10 protein-coding genes are annotated in these 19,255 nt (G+C 74.5%); all 10 read left to right on the top strand.

Features of this window, described 5'->3' with window-relative positions; translation table 11 throughout:
- The first annotated feature begins 23 nt into the window (after positions 1-23).
- The 10 genes from KZQ38_RS14145 (at position 24) to KZQ38_RS14100 (ending at position 19,235) form a co-directional block, all read left to right on the top strand.
- Positions 24-872 (top strand): DUF4132 domain-containing protein, encoded by an 849-nt coding sequence (locus tag KZQ38_RS14145; protein WP_219442117.1) that lies wholly within the window; start codon positions 24-26, stop codon positions 870-872.
- Positions 869-5,656 (top strand): hypothetical protein, encoded by a 4,788-nt coding sequence (locus KZQ38_RS14140; RefSeq protein WP_308258397.1) that lies wholly within the window; start codon positions 869-871, stop codon positions 5,654-5,656. The genes KZQ38_RS14145 and KZQ38_RS14140 overlap by 4 nt, the downstream gene beginning before the upstream one ends.
- Positions 5,653-6,792, top strand: coding sequence for an ATP-binding protein (locus KZQ38_RS14135; protein WP_219442115.1), 1,140 nt, complete (start codon positions 5,653-5,655; stop codon positions 6,790-6,792). The genes KZQ38_RS14140 and KZQ38_RS14135 overlap by 4 nt, the downstream gene beginning before the upstream one ends.
- A complete protein-coding gene (locus KZQ38_RS14130) occupies positions 6,785-10,843 on the top strand; it encodes a DUF5682 family protein (RefSeq protein ID WP_257901410.1) in 4,059 nt (1,352 codons plus the stop codon). Before KZQ38_RS14135 ends, KZQ38_RS14130 begins: the two co-directional genes overlap by 8 nt.
- Positions 10,840-12,738 (top strand): hypothetical protein, encoded by a 1,899-nt coding sequence (locus KZQ38_RS14125; protein WP_219442113.1) that lies wholly within the window; start codon positions 10,840-10,842, stop codon positions 12,736-12,738. The genes KZQ38_RS14130 and KZQ38_RS14125 overlap by 4 nt, the downstream gene beginning before the upstream one ends.
- Positions 12,739-13,317: 579 nt before the next feature.
- Complete coding sequence (locus KZQ38_RS14120; RefSeq protein WP_219442111.1) at positions 13,318-14,607, top strand: putative glycoside hydrolase; 1,290 nt, start codon at positions 13,318-13,320, stop codon at positions 14,605-14,607.
- Positions 14,608-14,858: 251 nt separating this feature from the next.
- The gene (locus KZQ38_RS14115; RefSeq protein WP_219442109.1) at positions 14,859-16,139 is read left to right on the top strand and encodes a helix-turn-helix transcriptional regulator; all 1,281 of its coding nucleotides are present in this window, start codon (positions 14,859-14,861) and stop codon (positions 16,137-16,139) included.
- Between the two features lie 292 nt (positions 16,140-16,431).
- The gene (locus KZQ38_RS14110) at positions 16,432-16,926 is read left to right on the top strand and encodes a nuclear transport factor 2 family protein (protein WP_219442107.1); all 495 of its coding nucleotides are present in this window, start codon (positions 16,432-16,434) and stop codon (positions 16,924-16,926) included.
- A gap of 22 nt (positions 16,927-16,948) precedes the next feature.
- Complete coding sequence (locus KZQ38_RS14105; protein WP_219442105.1) at positions 16,949-17,380, top strand: winged helix DNA-binding protein; 432 nt, start codon at positions 16,949-16,951, stop codon at positions 17,378-17,380.
- Positions 17,381-17,465: 85 nt separating this feature from the next.
- Complete coding sequence (locus KZQ38_RS14100) at positions 17,466-19,235, top strand: acetyl/propionyl/methylcrotonyl-CoA carboxylase subunit alpha (protein ID WP_219442103.1); 1,770 nt, start codon at positions 17,466-17,468, stop codon at positions 19,233-19,235.
- Positions 19,236-19,255: the final 20 nt, after the last annotated feature.

The following is a 19,255-nucleotide window of genomic DNA, read 5'->3' as shown; positions in this document are numbered from 1 at the left end:
ATCGACCCCCCGCGGGAGGGAACGTGAGCTGGCTGGACGCCGCGTCCGGTTACCAGGTGCGGTTGCGTGACGACGGACGCCTGGAAGCCCGGAACGCCAAGGGCAAGGTGCTGTCGGCGGTGCCGGCGTCCATCAAGGACGATCCGGGTGTCGTGCAGCTCCGGCAGCTCGCGGAGTGGCTGGACCGGCACGCGGCCGAGTGCCTGTCCGCCGTGGACGGTTGGATGGTGCGCTCGCTGCCGGTGCCGACCGCGCTGCTGGTCGAGGTGTGGCCGGACGAGGCGTGGGCGTCGGCCCTGCGCGACCTCGTGGTGGTGGCCGACGGCGAGGTCGGCTTCCTGCGCGACGCCGACCCGGAGCGCGGGCTCGGTGTGGTCACATTGGACGGCGACACGGTCCGGCTGCGGCCGGAAGCGGTGTCGATCCCGCACCCCGTGCTGCTGGAGGACCTGGCGGAGCTGCGCGAGTTCGGCGCGGAGCTGGGCGTCGAGCAGCGGGTGCAGCAGCTGTTCCGGCAGACGTTCCCGCGCACGCCCCACGCGGCGGGCAAGACCTCTGTGGACACCTACGCGGGCGGGAAGTTCGAACAGCTCAACCACGCGCTGGGCCGGTGCCGCTCGCTCGGCTACCCGGTGCGCGGCGGCGACGCGGTGTACGCCGCGTTCGAGGGCGGGCGGGTCGTGGAGGCCCGCTTCTGGCTCGGCTCGGACTACCCCGAGGGCGAGACGTGGACCGGCGAGCTGCGCTGGTCGCTGGATGACGGGACCGCGGTGCCCCTGTCCGACGTCGGACCGGTCGCGTGGTCGGAGGGGATGCGCATGGCCTCGGCGATCCACGCCGGGCGCGTCGTAGAGGAAGCGGTGGCCCGGTGAGCGAGCGCGACGAGAAGGCGATGATCGCGGCGGGCGCGGTCCTGCCCGGCACGGATTCGGTCGGCGACGACCGCGACACCATCACGGCCCGCCACTACACCCACCCCGGTCTCGCCGACCGCGTGGTGGTGCGGCTGGTGCCCGAGGTGCTCGGCCGCGCCGAGGACCTCACCGCCGAGTACCTGGGCTTCGCCGCACCGGCGCGCACGCCCGGCGTCGGCGTCGGCAAGCGGGTCGCGCTGGGCTTCCCGGCGTGGGCGCTGGTGCACGACCCGGCGAACGCGCACCACGCGTTGAACCTGGTGAAGGACGTGGAGCGGCTGGCGCGCACCGCCAAGTCGCGCGCGGGCGCGGCCAAGGACGGGTTCACCGCGCTGGCCGCGATGCTGGGCCGGTCCGCGCCGCACTTCCTGCCGACGTTCTACGAGGAGGCCGGCCGGATCTTCCTGGAGCACGGCAACCACACGTTCGCGGCGAGCATGTTCGGCAAGGCCCGCGAGGCGGAGGAGGTGCACGACCTGGCGGTGGACCCGGAGCGCACCCGGGAGGTGTTCCTGGAGTTCGCGTTCGCGGGCGCGCTGACCGCCAAGGCGTTGTCGGCGCACTCGAAGGGCTTGGCGCGCAAGCACGACCCCGATGCGGCCTACGAGTTGTTCGTGACGTTGTGCGTGGAGCGCACCCGTGGCGGCCTGCCCCCGTACACGGGGATGCCGGAGGACCTGCGGCGGCTGGCGAAGGCCGCGAAGCGCGACGTGAAGGCCGAGGACGAGCGCGTGCTGCGGGCCGTGCTGGAGAGCGCTTCGGTGAGCCGGGCGGGCGCGGCGTTCTGGCGGTCCTACCGGGATTCGCTGGTGGCGCTGGCCGGGCGCGACGCCGAGGTGCGTGCCGTGCTGCTGTCCTTCGTGCCCGACTCGACGTCCGTGCTCGACACCTGGTTCGAGATCCTGACCGCGAGCGGCGCGTCCCGCGAGCTGGTCGAGCCGGGCGGCGCCGCCCACGCGGCCGAGTGGCTGTCGAAGGTCATCGCCGTGCGCAACGGCACGTGGCGCACGGTCGGCCGGTCGCGGGTGTTGTTGGAACTGGTCGAGGCGATGGCGCCGCGGCTGGTCGCCGACGGCCACGAGGTGCGCGCGCTGCGCGGCTGGCGGCAGGACGAGCTGGACCTGCTCGACCTGCTGGTGGCGCACGGCGTGCCGCTGCTGGCCGCCGAGCGGGACATCTCGCTGCACGTGTCCGGCTGGCTGGCCGACGAGGGGGAGGGTCGCCGCGACCTGGCCGCGCTCGCCGGCTCCGGGCTGTTCGGCGAACCGCTCGGCCACGGCGTCGTGGAGTTCCTGCGCGGTGCGTCGCGGGGTGAGCGGTCGGTCTCGGTGGAATCGCTCAGCGACGTGCTGGTGGTGCCCGGCCTGCGGACCGCCCTGCGCGACTGGGTGACCCGCCGCGCGGGCCGCTCCGTCACCGCGCTGCCCGAACTCGTGCGGCACCTGGACCGGTTCGCCGTGCTGCGCCTGCCCGAGGCGTTCGTGGACGTACCCGAGGCCGCCGAGGCGCTGGGCGCCACCGACGTGGCCGCCGTGCTGCACGCGACGCTGCGCGCCGGCCTGGTGGACGAGCTGGGCTGGCCCGCCCTGGACGAGGCGGTCGAGCGGCTGTCGGCCATGCCGGGCGCCGACGAGGACATCGAGCTGTGCGGCGAGGGCTGGCCGGCCCTGGTGCTGCGGCGCGGTGACGCCCTGGTGGTGGTCGGTCCGGACGGCATCCTGGCCGAGCACCTGCTCCGCATCCCGGCGGGCACCCGCAACACGTGGGCGTTCCGCCCGAGCACGGCGTGGGTCGACGGGCGGCTGCTGGTCCGGTGGCACGGCAACGACGGCGAGCACGGCTACTGGTCCGACGCGCCCGACCACGTCTTCGACCCGGGCAGCGGCTCCAGCGCCTACTACCGGCGCGACAAGCCGCAGCCGTCGATCGCGTTGCCGAACGGCGCGCGGTTCGGCGGGCAGCGCGCGCTGCACCCCGGTGACACGCAGGTCGACGAACCCCGTCGGGCCTACAGCGACGGCACGTCCTACTGGACCTACGCCTACCAGGAGAGCCGGTACCGCTGGAGCGAGGTCGACCCGGCCACCGGCGACACCGGCCGACCGAGCGTGCCCCGGTTCCTGGAGGAGTTCGCCGTCGACGGCACGCGGCTCGACCACGGGCGGTGCGACCTGCGGCCGACCGCCCCGGGCACCGAGCACAGCCCGCTCGGCGCGGCGGGCGGCCTGCACGGCTGGCGGGTGCGGAAGGAGGCCGACGGCTCCTGGCTGGGCGAGGGCGTCGACGGCCGCCGCGTCCGCCTGCCGAGCGGCAACCGCCGCCCGACCGGCCTGCTCGACCTGCCGGGCACCCGCCTGGTGCTCGACGCCGACGACGACTCGGCCGCGTTGCTGGACGAGAACGGCCTCGCGCTGGCGGAGCTGTCGGTCGGCGCGTACGTCCAGGAGTACGCCGCCGGCACCCGGTTCGTGCCGCCGCCCGCGTGGTGGCACCTGCTCCGGCCCCGTGACGAAGCCGGGTCGGCCGCGTTGCGCGGGGTGACCGGGGAAGCGGTGGCGGCGATGCTCGCCGCGGTGCCGGACGAGGACGACCGGGAGCCCCGGTCGGCGCGGCTGACCGCGCTGGCCCGCGGTGAGCGGGACGGCCTGGCCCGCGCCGTGGCCGACGCGTTGCCCGGCCTGACCCACCCGGCGCTGCTCGCGGGGGTGGTGGACGTGGTGCGGTGCGCCGCGCGGCTGCGGCGGTCGTTCCGCGAGTACGCGGAGATCGCCGAACGCGCCCGGCGGGTGAACACGTCGGTGTTCGCCCCCCGGGGGCCCGCGATCAGCGAGACCGACGTCGACCGGGCGCTCACCTGGTTCAGCGGCGGCCGGGGTTCCCGCGAGGGCAGGCGCACCGCGCTGCCCGAGCTGCTGGCCGCGCTGGGCGCGGCGGTCGCGGAGCCGGCGGGGCGCGAGCTGCCGTCCACCGACCACTCCGACTGGTGGGCCGTGCTGCCCGACCTGGCCTCGATCGCCTACCGCGCGGCGTCCCCGCTGACGCCGGAGAACCTGCGCACGGCGGCGGTCGTGGTGTTGCGGTCCATCGCGGACAGCGGTCTGGCCGAGCACCCCGGGCAGTGGCGTGCCGTCGAGGTGACCGTGCCGAAGGGCGGTGCGAACCCGCTGAACCGGCTCGTCCCGGTCGGCGACGGGTTCATCGCGCCGTTGACCGAGCACCGTCGTGGCAACCGGCCGACCTGGTACGGCGGCGTGCAGTTCACCCGCACGCCCGGCGAGTTCGCGCTGCCGCGCGGCTGGACCCTGGAGCGGGGGCAGGTGCTGGAGCGGCCGTTCGGGAAGGAGCGGATCGAGCGGTTCCTGACCGCGCTCGCCGAACGCGGACCCGTGCCGTGGCGGCCGGAGCCGGTGGGCGAGCTGTCGGCGGCGACCGGGCTCGGCACGGCCGAGGCGACCGTGCTGCTGGCCGGCATGGCGGGCGTGGACCGCTGGGACGCGACCTACCTGACCACCGACGAACGCCGCCTGCTCGGCCTGTCCGCGGCCGGTGCCAAGGCGGGCAAGGAGCGGCTGCGCCCGCTCACCGACGAGTACCGCCGGTCGCTGCTGGCCGCCGCCGTGCCCGCCGACCCGGCGGACCTGTGGACCACCGGCCCGGACGTCGCCGCGGTCGCCGAGGTGTGGGTGGCCGAGCACGGCCGGCGGCGGCCCGTGCCGGACGACGTGCTGGTGGACGCGGCGAAGCTGCTGCCGCTGTCCGGTCCGGGTGACCGGGTGACCGGTGTGCTCAACGCCGGCGGCACCAGGTGGTTGGCCGAGGGCTCGGACACCCGGATCGTGCAGGGCGCGATGGTCCACGGCAACCAGGGCGGCTTCCGGGAGTCGGTGCTCCGGGCCGTGCCGGACACCCTGCTGTGGCTGGCCAACCGTCTCCCGGCGGGCTCGCCGCTGCGGCCGGGCCTGGCGGAAGCCCTCGCGCTGGCCCGCCTGCGGGTCGCCGAACCCGGTTTCGCCGTCGACCTCGGCAACTGGGTGGACCGCACCGACCTGGCCGCCCTGGTGCCGTTCGAGCTGCCCGCCGAGGACGCGGCGATCGACCGGGGTTGGCTGCACGTGATCGGGTCCACCTCGCACTACTGCCGCCTGGTGGTCCGACCCGGCCTGGTCGGGCCGGCGGACCGGGCGTTGTTCGACGCGTTGCTGGAGCTGACCGGGGCGAGCGAGGTGCGGCGGGCGTTGGAGCTGCTCGCCGACGAGGGCGTCGCGGCGGCCTGCGCCGTGCCGCCGACCGGTGACCCGGAGGCGTACCACCAGGTGCCGGACCAGGCGCTGGTGGCGGAGGTCGCCGAGCGGTGCGGTCTGGTGGAGGACGCGGCGGTGCTGTACCTCCAGCTGCTGGCGCTGCCCGACCCGACGGACGCGAACGTGGCCCGGTGGACCGGCTGGAAGCCGGCTCGGCTCCGCAAGGCGCGTGCCGCGTTGGCGGAGACGGACCTGGTGTTGACCGCGAAGCGCGCCCGCGCGGGCCGTTCGCTGTTCCTGCCGGGCGGCTGGCTGGCCCTGTCCGCGCCACACGTGCCGCTGGAGAGCTGGAAGGCGCCGATGTTCGGCTTCACCGATCACCCCGCCGGCGTGATCGCGCCCCGCGAACCCGTCGCCGCCCTGTTCGCCCGTGCGTGGCAGCGGGTGCTCGACGGCGACGCGCCCGCATACGAGGAACTCAGGACCGGAGGACGCAGGTGACCGCCGCACGGCAGATCGACCCGGCCGAGGACGCGCACGCCGCGGAGCTGGCCTTCCTGGCCGCCCACGACGACGGTCCCCGCCCACCCGGCTGGCGGCTGACGCCGCGTGCCGTCGTCACGTTCGTCACCGGTTCCGGCGACGCGTTGGCGTTGCCGGAACCCGTGGCCGGGCTGCCCGCGCGGATGGTGATCAGCCCGAAGTTCGTCGGGGAGCGGGCCCTGGTGGAGCGGGCCGTGGTGACGCTCGCGGGCGAGCGGGGCCTGCTGCTGGTCGGCGAGCCCGGCACGGCGAAGTCCATGCTCTCCGAACTGCTGGCCGCCGCGGTGTGCGGCAGCAGCCAGCTGGTCGTGCAGGGCACCGCGGGCACAACGGAGGACCAGCTGCGTTACGGCTGGAACTACGCGTTGCTGCTGGCCGAGGGGCCGAGTCCCCGCGCCCTCGTGCCGTCGCCGGTGCTGACCGCGATGCGCCGAGGCGGCGTGGTGCGGGTGGAGGAGGTCACCCGCTGCCTGCCCGAGGTGCAGGACGCGTTGGTGTCCATCCTGTCCGACCGCCGGATCGCCGTGCCGGAGCTGTCCGGCACGGAGGGCTCGACGGTGCACGCCGCGCCCGGTTTCACCGTGATCGCGACGGCGAACCTCCGCGACCGGGGTGTGTCGGAGATGTCGGCGGCGCTCAAGCGGCGCTTCAACTTCGAGGCGGTGGGCCCCATCGGCGACCTGGCCGCGGAGACGGCCCTCGTGCGTCGCCAGGCCACCGCCGCGCTGGATCGCGTGCGCGCGCCGTTCGCGGTGGACGACGTGGTGCTGGAGGTGCTGGTCACGGCGTTCCGCGACCTGCGCAACGGCGTGTCCGAGGAGGGGTGGTCGGTGGAGCGGCCGTCCACGGTCATGAGCACGGCCGAGGCGGTGTCGGTGGCCACCTCGCTGGGCTTGGCCGACGCGTACTTCCCCGGCGACCGCGACCCGTTGTCCCTGCTGCCCGGCCACCTGCTCGGCGTGGTCCGCAAGGACGACCCCTCCGACGCCGCCCGCCTGCTCGGCTACTGGGACGGCGCGGTGCGCAGGCGGGCCGAGTCGGGCGCGCGCACCTGGCGCAGGCTGTGGGAACTCCGGGACGTCCTCGATGCCTGACCCGACCCACCTCCGACCCGCCGGCGCACCCCTCGCGCCGGCGGGCGCCCACCCCACCGCGCCGCCGGCTGGTGAGGCCGGCGGTTCGGAGACCGGCGGCCCCGGCACGGCGAAACCCTCCGGTGCCACCGCTCCGGCGGGCGCCACCGGTCCGGCCGGTGTGGCTGATCTCGCCGGTGCCGCCGGTGTCGCCGGTCCGGTCGGCGTTGCCGATCCCGCCGGGTTCGCCGAATCCCTCGGCGCTTCGGCCGGCGGGCAGCCCGACCGGCCCCGGCTCCCGGTCTCGGCCGGCCGCTCCGCTCTGTCCAATTCCGACGTCCCCGCCGGCTCGGCGGGTTCGTCCGAAGGTTCGGACCGCTCCGGCGGTCCGGCTCCGTCCGGGCGCTCCGACGCCGAGGAGGACTTCGCCGCGGCCGAGCGGCTGGCGGCGCACCGCGCACCGTTCCTCATCGGGGTGCGCCACCACTCGCCCGCCCTGGCCGCCGTGATGCCGGAGTTGTTGGCGGCGGCCGATCCCGAGGTGTTGTTGATCGAGCTGCCGGCGGAGCTGGGGGAGTGGCTGCCGCACCTCGCGGACCCGGAGCTGGTCGCCCCGGTGGCGTTGTCGGGTGCCGGGCGGGACGGGGGCGGGTTGGCGTTCTACCCGTTCGCCGACTTCTCGCCGGAGCTGGCGGCGATCCGCTGGGCTCACCGGAACGGCGTCGAGGTGCTCCCGTGCGACCTCCCGCTGGCGGCACCCGACCGGGGTTACCGGGCGGTGGCGGGTGGCACGTCGCCGTTGACCGACGCGTTGTGCCGGTCCACCACCGGCCGCGACGGCGACGACCTGTGGGACCGCCTGGTGGAGGCGGTCGCGCCCGGCCAGTCGCCGGAGGCGGTGCGCCGCGCCGCCCTCCTGGTCGGCTGGGCGATGCGCCAGGACGCGGCGGGTGGTTCCGGTGTCGACCCGTACGACCTGCGTCGCGAGGAGTGGATGCGGCGCGTGGTGGCGGGTGCGGGAGGGCGGCGGACGGCGGCCGTGGTCGGGTCGTTCCACGCGGCGGCGTTGTTGGGCGGGCCGGTCGCGTCGGACGACGTGCCCGGTCGGGACGTGGTGACTTCCCTTGTCCCGTACGGGTTCGCGTTGCTCGACGAGCGCTCGGGCTACCCGGCGGGCATCCGCGACCCCGAGTGGCAGCAGGCGGTCCTGGAGGCGGCGGGCGATCCGGCCGCCGTCGAGGGAGCCGCGGCGTCGGTGATCGTCCGGATCTGCGCCCGCATCCGCGAACTGGGCCACCCGGCCGGGCCGGGTGAGGCGCGCGAGGCGCTTCGCCTGGCGGTCGACCTGGCCCGGCTGCGCGGCCTGCCCGCGCCCGGTCGGGGCGAGGTGGTCGAAGCGGTGCAGTCCGTCCTCACCCATGCCGAACCGCTCGGCCGCGGTCGCGTGGTGGCGCGGGCGGCGGGTGACGTGCTGGTCGGCACGCGGACCGGCGTCCTCGCGCCCGGTACGCCGCGGTCGGGCCTGGCCCCGGCCGTGGAGGCGTTGCTCGCCGAACTCCGCCTGCCCGGTCCGGGTTCCCGCGAGCCGGTGTCGCTGCGCCTGGACCCGTTGCGGTCCGACCTGGACGCCCGTCGTGAGACGACCCTGCACCGGTTGCGGGTGCTCGGCGTGTCCTACGGCGAGCCGACCGGGACCACGGGCGTGGGCGGTGGCGACGCGTTGACCACCCGGTGGACCGCTTCCTGGACCCCGACCACGGCGGCGACCCTGCCGGTGGCGGGGTTGTGGGGCGCGACCCTGCCGCTGGCCGCGCACGGCAAGCTGCGGGCGCGGCGCGCGGACCGCGAGCGGGCGGGTGGCCCGACCGCCGAGGACGTCCTGGGCGACCTGGCGACGGCGGCGTCCTGCGGTCTGCCGGACCTGGTGCGGGAGGTGCTGACCGACGCGGCGACCGTGCTGCCGTCCTCCGGGACGTTGCGCGACCTGCTGTCGGGCCTCGACCTGCTGGACCGCCTGCGCTCGGGCCACGTCCCGGGCACGCCGCCGGACGTCCTCGACACCCACCCGTTGCTGGCGCGGGAGTGGGAGACGTCGGCCGTGGCGCAGTTGGCGGGGCTGGCCGGTTCGGAGGACCCGGCGGACGCCCACGCGCTCGTGGAGCTGGGGCAGCGGCACGACGCGCACGGCAGCGGCATCCGCTTGGCGGCCACGTTGCGGCGCTTGGCGGACGAGGGCGTGCCGTTGATCGCGGGCGCGGCCGGGGCCGCGCAGGTCCTGCTCGGGCTGACGACACCGGCGGAACTGGGTGGGCGCGTCGCGTCGTGGGTCGACACGGCCACGACGCCGGACCGCAGGCGCACGCTGCGCCAGGGGTTGACCGGTGTGCTGGCGGCGGCGACCCCGCTGCTGGAGACGACGGAGGCGCTCGACCCGTTGCTGGAGCGGGTCGAAGCGCTGGGGGACCAGGCGTTCCTCGAACGCCTGCCCGCGCTGCGGGGTGCTTTCACGTCGATCGGCCCGGCGGCTCGGGCACGCGTGCTGGCGGTGGTGGAGGAACGCACGGGCGACCGCTTGGACGTGGCGGGCGCCTTCGACCCGGAACTGCTCGCGGTGTGGTTGGCAGCGGAGCACACCGCCCACTCCACCCTGACGGCCCACCACCTACCCCGCCCCGCCACCCTGGCGGACCACCCCGCGACGGGCGACCCGCACTCGAACGGCGGGCCGCCGGCATTCCCGGCGGATGCGGTGGGCGGGTCCGCCGGGCTGTCGGCGGATGCCGGCGCTGCCGGTCCGGTGGCCGCCGGGCGGGGAGCGGATGCCGGGCCTGCCGGTCCGGTTGCCGCGGGGTGGGCGGCCGATGGTGGGCCTGCCGGTCCGGTTGCCGCGGGGTGGGCGGCCGATGGCGGGCCCGCCGGTCCGGTTGCCGCCGGGTTGGCGGCGGATGTCAGGGCCGCCGATCCCAGTAGCGGTCGGACGTTGGCCGCCGCCGTCCGGTGGCGGTTGGTGTTGGGGGCCCGGGGTGAGCGGCCGGCGGGCGCGGCGCGGTATGCGGCGGCGTTGGACGAGTTGTACGGGCATGACCGTGGTGAAGGCGCGGTCGCGGGTGGGCTGGGCGCGGATCTCTCCTCGCCGTTCCCCGATGTGCGCGAGTGGTCCGAAGAACTCCGCTCGTTGTTCGGCGAGCGGGTTCGCGAGGAAGTGCTCGCGGCGGCTGCCGAGGGTGGTCGACTCGAGGCGGCGCTGGAGATCGACGCCGACTCCGTCCGGCCGTCCGTCGAGCTGCTGCGCAACGTGCTGTCGTTGGCGGGCGGGTTGTCGGAGCACGCGTTGGCCCGCCTGCGCCCCCTGGTGGAACGGCTGGTGCGGGAACTCACCGCGCAGCTCGCCAACCAGGTCCGGCCCGCGCTCGCGGGCATCCAGCTCCCGACACCGACCCGGCGGCCCGGTGGGCGGCTCGACCTGCCGCGCACCCTCCGCGCCAACATGGCCACCGCCCGTCGTGGTCCGGACGGCCGCGTGCTCGTGGTGCCGGAGCGCCCGGTCTTCCGCACCCGCGGCCGGCGGGCGACGAACTGGCGGCTGGTCCTGGTGGTCGACGTGTCGGGCTCGATGGAGGCGTCCACGGTCTGGTCGGCCCTGACCGCCGCCGTGTTCGCGGGTGTGCCGTCGCTGTCGACCAACTTCCTCGCGTTCTCCACGGAGGTGGTCGACCTGTCCGAACGCGTGTCCGACCCGCTGGCGCTGCTGCTGGAGGTCCGCGTCGGCGGCGGCACGCACATCGCGGGTGCGTTGCGGCACGCGCGATCCCTGGTGACCGTGCCGGAGCGGACGATGGTGGTGGTGGTCAGCGACTTCGAGGAGGGGGGCCCGGTGGCCTCGCTGGTCGGGCAGGTGCGGGAGCTGGTCGACTCCGGCGTCACGGTGCTGGGCTGCGCCAGCCTGGACGACCGTGGCAAGGCCCGCTACTCGACGTCCGTGGCGGGCGCGCTGGTCGCCGCCGGGATGCCGGTGGCGGCGCTGAGCCCGCTGGAGCTGGCGCGCTGGGTCGGGGAGAAGGTGCGCGGATGACCCCGCCCCCGGTCGCGCCCGCCGTGGTGGCCGACGTGCTCGACGCGCTCCCGCCGCGGCTGCGCAAACGCGTGGACGGCGCGCTCGGCAAACCGGCCGCCTGGGAGGTGGTCGGCGACGCCGACTCGGCCCGCGCCGAGCTGGACGCCGACACCACGATCACCTGGACCCTCCGCTCCGGCGTCCTCACCGCCGCCGACGACCTGGTGTGCAGCTGCCTGCTCGCACCCCGGTGCCTGCACCGGGGCCTGGCGGTCGCCGCCGCGACCGTGGTCGACCCGGCGGACGGGTCCGCGGGGGTGCCCGAAAGTGCAGACCCGGCGGACCCTTCGGGCACAGTCGGGGGCCTGGAGGGCGAGGCTTCCACGGCGGTCGGCCCGGCTGGGCGGGAGGCTCCCGCGGGAGTCGGCCCGGACGGGCGGGCCGCCGCCGAAGCGTCGGCGCGGGGAGCGTCCACAGCGGCCGGTCGGGCCGGCGCCGAGGCGTTGGAACAGGAGACGCCCACGGCGGTCGGCACGGCTGAACGGGCCGCTGCCGCAGCGTTGTGGGAGGCGTGCGGCGCGGTGCTGCGGTCCGGTGCGCAGGGCAGCGGCGCGGTGGTGCGGGCCGAGTTGTTGCGGGCGGTGCACACGGCGCGGGTCGCCGGGTTGCACCGGGCGGCGGCGGGTGGGTTGCGGATCGCGGCGGCGTTGGCCGCGGCACGCGCCGGGGACTCGTCGTTCGACCGCGAGGTGCTCACCGCCGAACTGGTCGACCTCCTGCTGCTGTGCCACGACCTGCGCGTGGTCCCGTCCGCGACCAGCGAGTTGCGGGGCACGGCGCGCCGCGAGTACCGGCCGATCGGTTCGCTGCGCTTGTTCGGCGTGTGCACCGAAGCCGTGGTCACGACCTCCGGCTACAGCGGTGTGGTGACGCACCTCGCCGACGAGTCCGGTGTGCTGTGGACGGTGCCCGCGATCATGCCGGGTGGACCCGAGCGGGTCGGCGCGGCGGCGAGCGGGCCGGTGGCGATCGGTGAATCCGGGCTTGCCCAACGGGAACTGGGCCGGGTGGGGTTGCTGCTGTCCGGCGGCACGGCGTCGGCGGACCGGCGGCTCGGCGCGGGCCGCGCGGTGCGTGCCGTGCGGGCGGCCGGCGTGGCGTGGGACGAGGCACCGCTGCGTGCCCTCTGGGACGTGCCGCTCGCCGACCAGGTGGCGCGGGCGTTCGACGCGGGCGCGCGGCCCGAGACGCACCGGCCGGCGGGCGCGGATCTGCTGTTCTGCACCGGGACCGTGCTCGGTGTCGCGGACGGCGCGTTGCGCGTCGAGACCGCCACCGGTGCGCTGGACCTGGTCGGCGACCACGACCGGGTCCGGGAGAACCTGCGGGTCCTCGCCGGTGCGGGCGGCGTGGTGCTGCGGTTCGTGGCCCGGCTGCGGCCCGACCGACCGGGTGTGGCGTCGGCGCTCGCCGTCGCGGGTGATCTCGCGCTGCCCGCGGGCCTGCACGGCCACGTCGACCTCGGGCTGGACCGGCTGCAACGGGCGAACGTCGACGGCCGGGCGGGGGAGCTGCCACCACGTCCCGCGCCGGCCGACCGGGTGCCGCCGCCGTTGCGCCCGCTGGAGAACGTGTTGCACCGGGTGACCCTCGGTGGACGGGCGGTAGCGGCGGTCGCCTCCACCTCGCGTGAAGTGAACGCGTTGTCCCGCAACGGCTTGAGCACCACCGCCGAACTGCTGTCCGATCTGGCGCTGGCGTGCCGCGACCGGGAGCGGGACGCGTTCGGGCGGGTGGTCCGGGACGCGGGTGACGCGTTCCCGACCGCGTGGCTGCGAGCCGGCTTGCACGTTCGCGAGTTCACCCGCGCGGTGTCGCGGCGGTGGTGGCTGGACGCGGTGACCCCGTCCTGACCCGGTGTCCGCTGTGGACCGCCGAGGGGCGCGGGCTGTTCGAGCGTGGAACAGCCCGCGCCACCGGAGTCCCGCGGCTGCGCCGATTTCCCGTCCGGTGATCGCGATGTGATTTACGCGGATGTGGTTGACATGTGAAAAGTTTTGTGGATGAGGTGTCGGCGGGTAATGCTGTAGGTGGAACGCGACCGGTAGATCCAATGTGGATCAGCACCGCCTGGTTGTGGGTCCTGCTGCGGAATTCGTCGATGGCCGGTGTGGTCGTGCGTGGGGTGATCGCGCGCGGGTGGACCCGAATTCCCGTGTGCCCCGAACTGTTCGGGCCGCGGGCACGGCAGTGGTTCGGGCCGCGTGCGTTTGATCCGCGTTGCGGGCACAGGGGTGGTTCGGGCCGCGGGCACGAGATCGACTCCGGTCGCGTGCGCGGAACCACCGGAGTGGTGGGCACGAGATCAATTCGCGCCGCACGTGCGAGGTCGTGCGGCGGTGTGTTCCGTGCGGGCGGAAGACGGTTTCGGGCGGGTCCCGGCGGCGGTCGCGCGATTGGGAATTGTGGGCCGGTTCTCCGTGAGGTGCGCTATGTCCGTTTTCCGATCCAGTCGTCCGGTGGTGCGCGACCGCGGGTTCCGGGTCGCGCTGATGACGATCGTCTTCGTGGTGGGCGTGGCGGCGCCGGTTCCGGCGGTCGGCGCGGTAGAACGTGACGCCGTGACCGCTGGTGGCGAGAAGGCGTACCCGAGCACGGGCGCCGCGAAGTCGTTCTGGTTGCACCTGAACAGCACGCCGGTGAGCGACGTCATGGCGGCGGTCGAGGCGAAGCGGCACGAGTACGTCGTGCTGAACGCCTGGGAGGGCGACCTGCTCCGCAAGCTCAAGGCGAGCAACCCCGCGGTCCAGGTGTTCGTCTACAAAGACCTCTCCTCCACCCGCAGCTACGCCTGCCGCGCCGGTGTGGACGACCGGTTCCTGCCGGCGGGCATCGGGTACTGCGTGGCGAACCGGGACCACCCGGAGTGGTTCCTCACCGGACCGAACGGCAACCGCTTCGAGTACAGCGGGTACGCCGGGCACTGGCAGATGGACGTGGGCAACCGCGCGTACCAGGACGCGTGGGCGACCAATGTGGTCACCGAGGCGAAGGCGACCGGCTTCGACGGCGTCTTCATGGACAACGCGTTGTTCCCGTGCGACGCGTACCACCCGGGCGTCTGCCCGGTGAAGTACCCGACGGACGCGGAGTTCCAGAACGCCTACAAGTCGATGTTGGCCAACATCAAGGGCCGGTTCGCCGACGCCGGTCTCACCACGATCGGGAACCTGTCCAACGCCCGCCTGCACGGCGACGTGTGGAACGCCTACACCGAACACCTCGACGGCGGTTTCGACGAGTGGTGGCTGGTGTTCGACCGGAACAACATGCTGCCCGAGTACGACCGGGGCTGGAGCAAGCAGGTCGCGGAGATCTCCTCCGGCGAGGCGCGCGGCAAGATCACCTGGGTGCAGCCGCACTTCACCTCCGGCGACGAGCAGCAGATGCGGTACGCGATGGCGAGCTACTACATGGTGGTCGGCACGCGGAGCGCGATCGCGGAGATGGGCGTCACGGACGGGTACGGCGACCCCACCGCGCGTAGCGCCATGTACGCCTGGCGGCTGGGTTCCGCGCCGGAGACGTACCGCGCGATCGGGACGAACCTGTTCCGCCGCGACTTCGCCTGCGGCGTGGCGCTGGTCAACGCCAACCCGACCGGCGCGGCGCCGGTGCGGGTGCCGCTCGGCGGGACCTTCGTGGACGAGGCGGGTGCCGCGGTGACTTCGGTGTCGCTCGGCGGCACGTCCGGGGCGGTGCTGCGCAAGCCCTGCCCGTGATCGCCGTGACCAGGGGCGACGGCCCCGCGTCTCAACCGGTGCGCCCCCTGGTGTGAGACCGGTTTCACACCCGCCGGAACCCTGTCCGGGCAAGGTTTCCAGCCCCTGGTAGCCGTCGGCTACGCGGTGGAACTTGATGTTGGATCAATCTACGGTGAGCAATAGGGGGCCGACTGTGGGTGACCGCACCGGGTGAGTGGCCGCTACACCCGGGACCCGGCGGCCGACCGGACCGGCAAAGGGGGAGCGGAATGGTGCATCCGGGGTTGCGGGTACCGCTGACGAACATCGGCGGGGTCCCGCCGTTCGAGGTGTTCCTGCCACTGGGGCGGGACAGGCACCCGGACACGGCCTCACCCGGACCGGACCGCCTCACCGTGCGTTGCGCCGCCGAGCGGGCGCTGTGCCTGCTGGTGTCGGGGCAGGACTGGGTGGGTGCGATCCGCAGTGCCGAGGAGGCGCTGGCGGACGAGGTGTGCCGGGCGAGCGAGATGTGCGTGGGCCGCGCGTTGTCCACGCTGGTCTACGGCGGTGAGCTGGTGCCGGCCGACGAGCACAGCCTGCTGCTCGCGGACCGGCCGGGCGTCGCCGGTGTGCCCGGTGTCGTGACGTTGCTGCGTGCGCGGGTGGCGCGGCTGTGCGGTGACGTGGACCGGGCACGTGAGCTGCTGGGCTCGCTGGTCGAGTCCGACACCGGCCAGGTGACCAGGATGGTGGCGGTCGCGTGGGCGGTCGAGCTGTGCGCGGAGTGCGGTGACGTGGACGGCGCGCGTGCGCTGGCCGCCGCCCACGACCTGGACGGCGTGCTGGCGTCCGGCGTCGCGTGCCGCCCGGTGCTGCTGTCCGCGCGTGGGGCGGTGTCGATGGCCGTGGGCCGGTTCGGCGACGCGGTGGCCGACTACCTGGCGTGCGGCCGGGAGCTGGTGTCGCGCGGCGTGGTGAACCCGGCGGTCATGCCGTGGCGCAGCGAGGCGGCGCTGTGCGCGTTCTCCGCGGGCCGCCGCGGTCTCGCGTCGGCGCTCGCGCGGCAGGAGTACGCGGCCGCCGTCGCGTGGGGCGAGTCGCGGACGGTCGGCCGGGCGCTGGCGGCGGTCGCCGTGGTCGACGGCGACGGCCAGGAGGTGGAGCTGCTGGAGGAGTCGGGGCAGCTGCTGGAGCTGGCGCAGGCGTGGCCGGAACTGGGGAAGGTCTGCTACGAGCTGGGTGTCCGGCTCGCCGCGCGTGGTGACGTCGCGGGCGCGCGCCAGCACCTGGGCCGGGCGCGGGCGCTCGCGGGCCGGGTCGGCAACCCGGGTCGGGCGGCGCTCGCGGAACGCGCGCTGCTCGGCGTCGCGCCGCCCCGCCGCCGGGCGCTGACCCGGCAGCAGGCGCGGATCGCCCGCCTGGCCATCGCCGGCTACTCCAACAAGGAGATCGCCGCGAAACTGTTCCTGGCGCTGCGGACCGTGGAGTTCCACCTTTCCAGCGCCTACGACAAGCTCGGCATCACCGGCCGGGAGGAACTGCGCACGGCGCTCACCGACTGCGCCTGAAACTTCGGACCCAGACGAAAGCCGCCCGCCCGCACGCCGGATCGCAATACGCGGTCCGACGTGCGGGCGGGCGTGCTCATTCCGGGAGCGTGTCCCGCGCCACAGCCCCGGTTGCCCTTGTGCACTACGGGCTTGCGGGTCACCCGTAGGTTCCCGCCGCAGCCCTTGTCGCCTGCGAAGCGACCGTGCCAACATCGGTCACACAGGAAACAAGACGGCTGTCCGTCTTCCGCAATCCATTAGATCGCCCGCGTTTGTTCCGCGTGCCGCGGAACTGGATGAAGGGTTCGCCATGTCCGATGAGCCGGATCTCGCCACGCAGGTGAAACTGCTCGCCGAGCGCGTGCGGGAGTTGGAGAACGTGCGCGAGCTGAACGCCCTGCGTCACGGGCTGCCCCGGCTGATCAACGACAACGCGTGGGACCGGGTCGGCGAGCTGTTCGCCGAGGACGCGAGCCTGGACTACGGCGCGGTGGGGCAGGCGGAGGGCCGGGCGGCGATCGCCGACTACTTCGCCGGCCTGCCGGCGCGGATCGACGCCGACAACCCGGTCGCCTCGGGTGTGCTGGTGAAGCAGTTCGTGCACGGCCACGACGTGGAGGTCCTGGGCGACCGCGCGACCGGGGTCTGCTACTTCGAGGAGAAGGTCGTGTTCGACCGCGAGAGCTACCTCGTGGCGGGCAAGTTCGACGACGAGTACACCAGGGTGGACGGCCGCTGGCTGTTCTCCGCGATCAAGCTCACGACGTTCTGGGTGATCCCGTACGACAAGGGTCACACGCGCTGACACGTCTCTACTGGGGGATACGATGCTTCAGCAGAACACCACCAAGCGCATCGGCTATTGGCTGGTGCTGCTCCACCAGGCGTTCGACGCGGCCACCACGAAGGCGCTGCGCGACGTGGGGCTGAACCGGCGCCAGTGGCAGGTGCTGCACGCGATCAGCATCGGCGTCCGCACGGTGTCGGAGATCGACGAGGCGTTCCGGCCGTTCCTGGTGGCCGACCGCGAGGAGTCCTACCGCCCGGTGGTGGAGGACTTCGCGCACCGCGGCTGGGCCGAACTCGACGGTGACGTGATCACCCAGACCGACGCGGGCGTGTCCGCGCACGAAAGCGCCGAGGTCCTGGTCAACGCGCACGCCGACAAGCAGCTGCGCGGTATCACGCAGGAGGAGTTCCTGCTCGCGAACGACGTGCTGCGCCGGATCGCGGAGAACATGCGGGCCGGCGAGTCCTGATCCCGGGCGGTTTCCCGCCGGCGGCTCACCGGGACCGCGCGCACCGCGCGGTCGTCCGGTCGGTGTCGGCCGCCCTTTTCCGGGAATGTCCGCTCGGGCGACAGATGGGGGTTCTGCCGTGCGAAAAGTGCTGGTCGCCAATCGTGGCGAAATCGCGGTGCGCGTGGTCCGGGCGTGCCGGGACGAGGGCATCGCGAGCGTCGCGGTGTACGCGGAACCGGACCGGGACGCGCCGCACGTGCGGCTCGCCGACGAGGCGTTCGCGCTGGGCGGTGACACACCGGCCACCAGTTACCTGGACGTCGACCGCGTGCTGGCCGCGGCGCGTGCCTCCGGCGCGGACGCCGTGCACCCCGGCTACGGGTTCCTGTCCGAGAACGCCGATTTCGCGCAGGCCGTGCTGGACGCGGGCCTGACGTGGATCGGGCCGTCGCCGGCGGCGATCCGCGCGCTGGGCGACAAGGTCGAGGCCAGGCGGATCGCCCGCGAGGTGGGCGCGCCGCTGGTGGCGGGCACGTCGGAGCCGGTGTCGGGCGCGGCGGAGGCCGTGGCGTTCGCGGACGAGCACGGCCTGCCGATCGCGATCAAGGCGGCGTTCGGCGGCGGCGGGCGCGGGCTGAAGGTGGCCCGGACCCGCGAGGAGATCGCCGAGCTGTACGAGTCCGCGGTGCGCGAGGCGACCGCCGCGTTCGGGCGGGGCGAGTGCTTCGTCGAGCGGTACCTGGACCGGCCACGGCACGTCGAGACCCAGTGCCTGGCCGACCGGCACGGCAACGTGGTCGTGGTGTCCACCCGGGACTGCTCGCTCCAGCGGCGGCACCAGAAGCTGGTGGAGGAGGCGCCCGCGCCGTTCCTGTCCGCCGAGCAGAACGCCGAGCTGTACCGGGCGTCCAAGGCGATCCTGAAGCACGCCGGGTACACCGGCGCGGGCACCTGCGAGTTCCTGGTGGCCGTGGACGGCACGATCTCCTTCCTGGAGGTCAACACCCGGCTCCAGGTGGAGCACCCGGTGACCGAGGAGGTCACCGGCATCGACCTGGTGCGCGAGATGTTCCGGATCGCGCGTGGCGAGCGCCTGGACTACCCGGACCCGACACCGCGCGGGCACTCGCTGGAGTTCCGGGTCAACAGCGAGGACCCCGGCCGCAACTTCCTGCCCGCGCCCGGCGCGGTCGTCGTGTTCGACCCGCCGTCCGGTCCGGGCGTCCGGCTGGACTCCGGCGTGGAGGCCGGTTCGGTCGTCGGACCCGCGTGGGACTCGTTGCTGGCCAAGCTGATCGTCACCGGCGCGACCCGCGAGCAGGCGTTGCGGCGGGCGGCCCGCGCGCTGGCCGAGTTCCGGGTGGACGGTGTGCCGACCACGATCCCGTTCCACCGCGCGGTGGTGGAGGACCCGGCGTTCGCGGAGGACTTCACCGTCCACACGCGATGGATCGAGACCGGCTTCGACAACCGCGTGCCGCCGCACACCGCGCCCGCGGAGCCCGCCGCCGCCGCGCCGCGGGAGACCGTGGTGGTGGAGATCGACCGGCGGCGGCTGGAGATCTCGCTGCCCGCGGTGGCCGTCGCACCACGTGGCGGTGTCGCGACGGCGGTGCGCAAATCGCGGGCCGCCGCCGCCCGCAAGGCCGCTCCCACCGGCGACGCGCTGGTGTCGCCGATGCAGGGCACGACGGTCAAGGTCGCCGTCGAGGAGGGGCAGCAGGTCGAGGCGGGCGACCTGGTGATCGTGGTGGAGGCCATGAAGATGGAGCAACCCCTGGTCGCCCACCGGGCCGGTCGCGTGCGCGACCTGGCCGCCACCGTCGGCGCGGCCGTCGCGTCCGGCGCGGTGGTCTGCCGGATCGCCGACTGATCAGCGGTTCCACGAACTTC

The sequence above is a fragment of the Saccharothrix obliqua genome, assembly GCF_019375475.1.
In the GTDB taxonomy this organism is placed as follows: Bacteria; Actinomycetota; Actinomycetes; order Mycobacteriales; family Pseudonocardiaceae; genus Actinosynnema; species Actinosynnema obliqua.
The sequence above is the reverse complement of the archived record's forward strand: the minus strand, read 5'-3'. Positions and strand labels throughout refer to the sequence as shown.

Excerpts from the sequence above, each read along its gene's own strand:
- KZQ38_RS14130 (WP_257901410.1), top strand. The coding sequence starts at position 6,785 with ATGCCTGACCCGACCCACCTCCGACCCGCCGGCGCACCCCTCGCGCCG.
- KZQ38_RS14125 (WP_219442113.1), top strand. The coding sequence starts at position 10,840 with ATGACCCCGCCCCCGGTCGCGCCCGCCGTGGTGGCCGACGTGCTCGAC.
- KZQ38_RS14120 (WP_219442111.1), top strand. The coding sequence starts at position 13,318 with ATGTCCGTTTTCCGATCCAGTCGTCCGGTGGTGCGCGACCGCGGGTTC.
- KZQ38_RS14115 (WP_219442109.1), top strand. The coding sequence starts at position 14,859 with ATGGTGCATCCGGGGTTGCGGGTACCGCTGACGAACATCGGCGGGGTC.
- KZQ38_RS14110 (WP_219442107.1), top strand. The coding sequence starts at position 16,432 with ATGTCCGATGAGCCGGATCTCGCCACGCAGGTGAAACTGCTCGCCGAG.
- KZQ38_RS14105 (WP_219442105.1), top strand. The coding sequence starts at position 16,949 with ATGCTTCAGCAGAACACCACCAAGCGCATCGGCTATTGGCTGGTGCTG.
- KZQ38_RS14100 (WP_219442103.1), top strand. The coding sequence starts at position 17,466 with ATGTCCGCTCGGGCGACAGATGGGGGTTCTGCCGTGCGAAAAGTGCTG.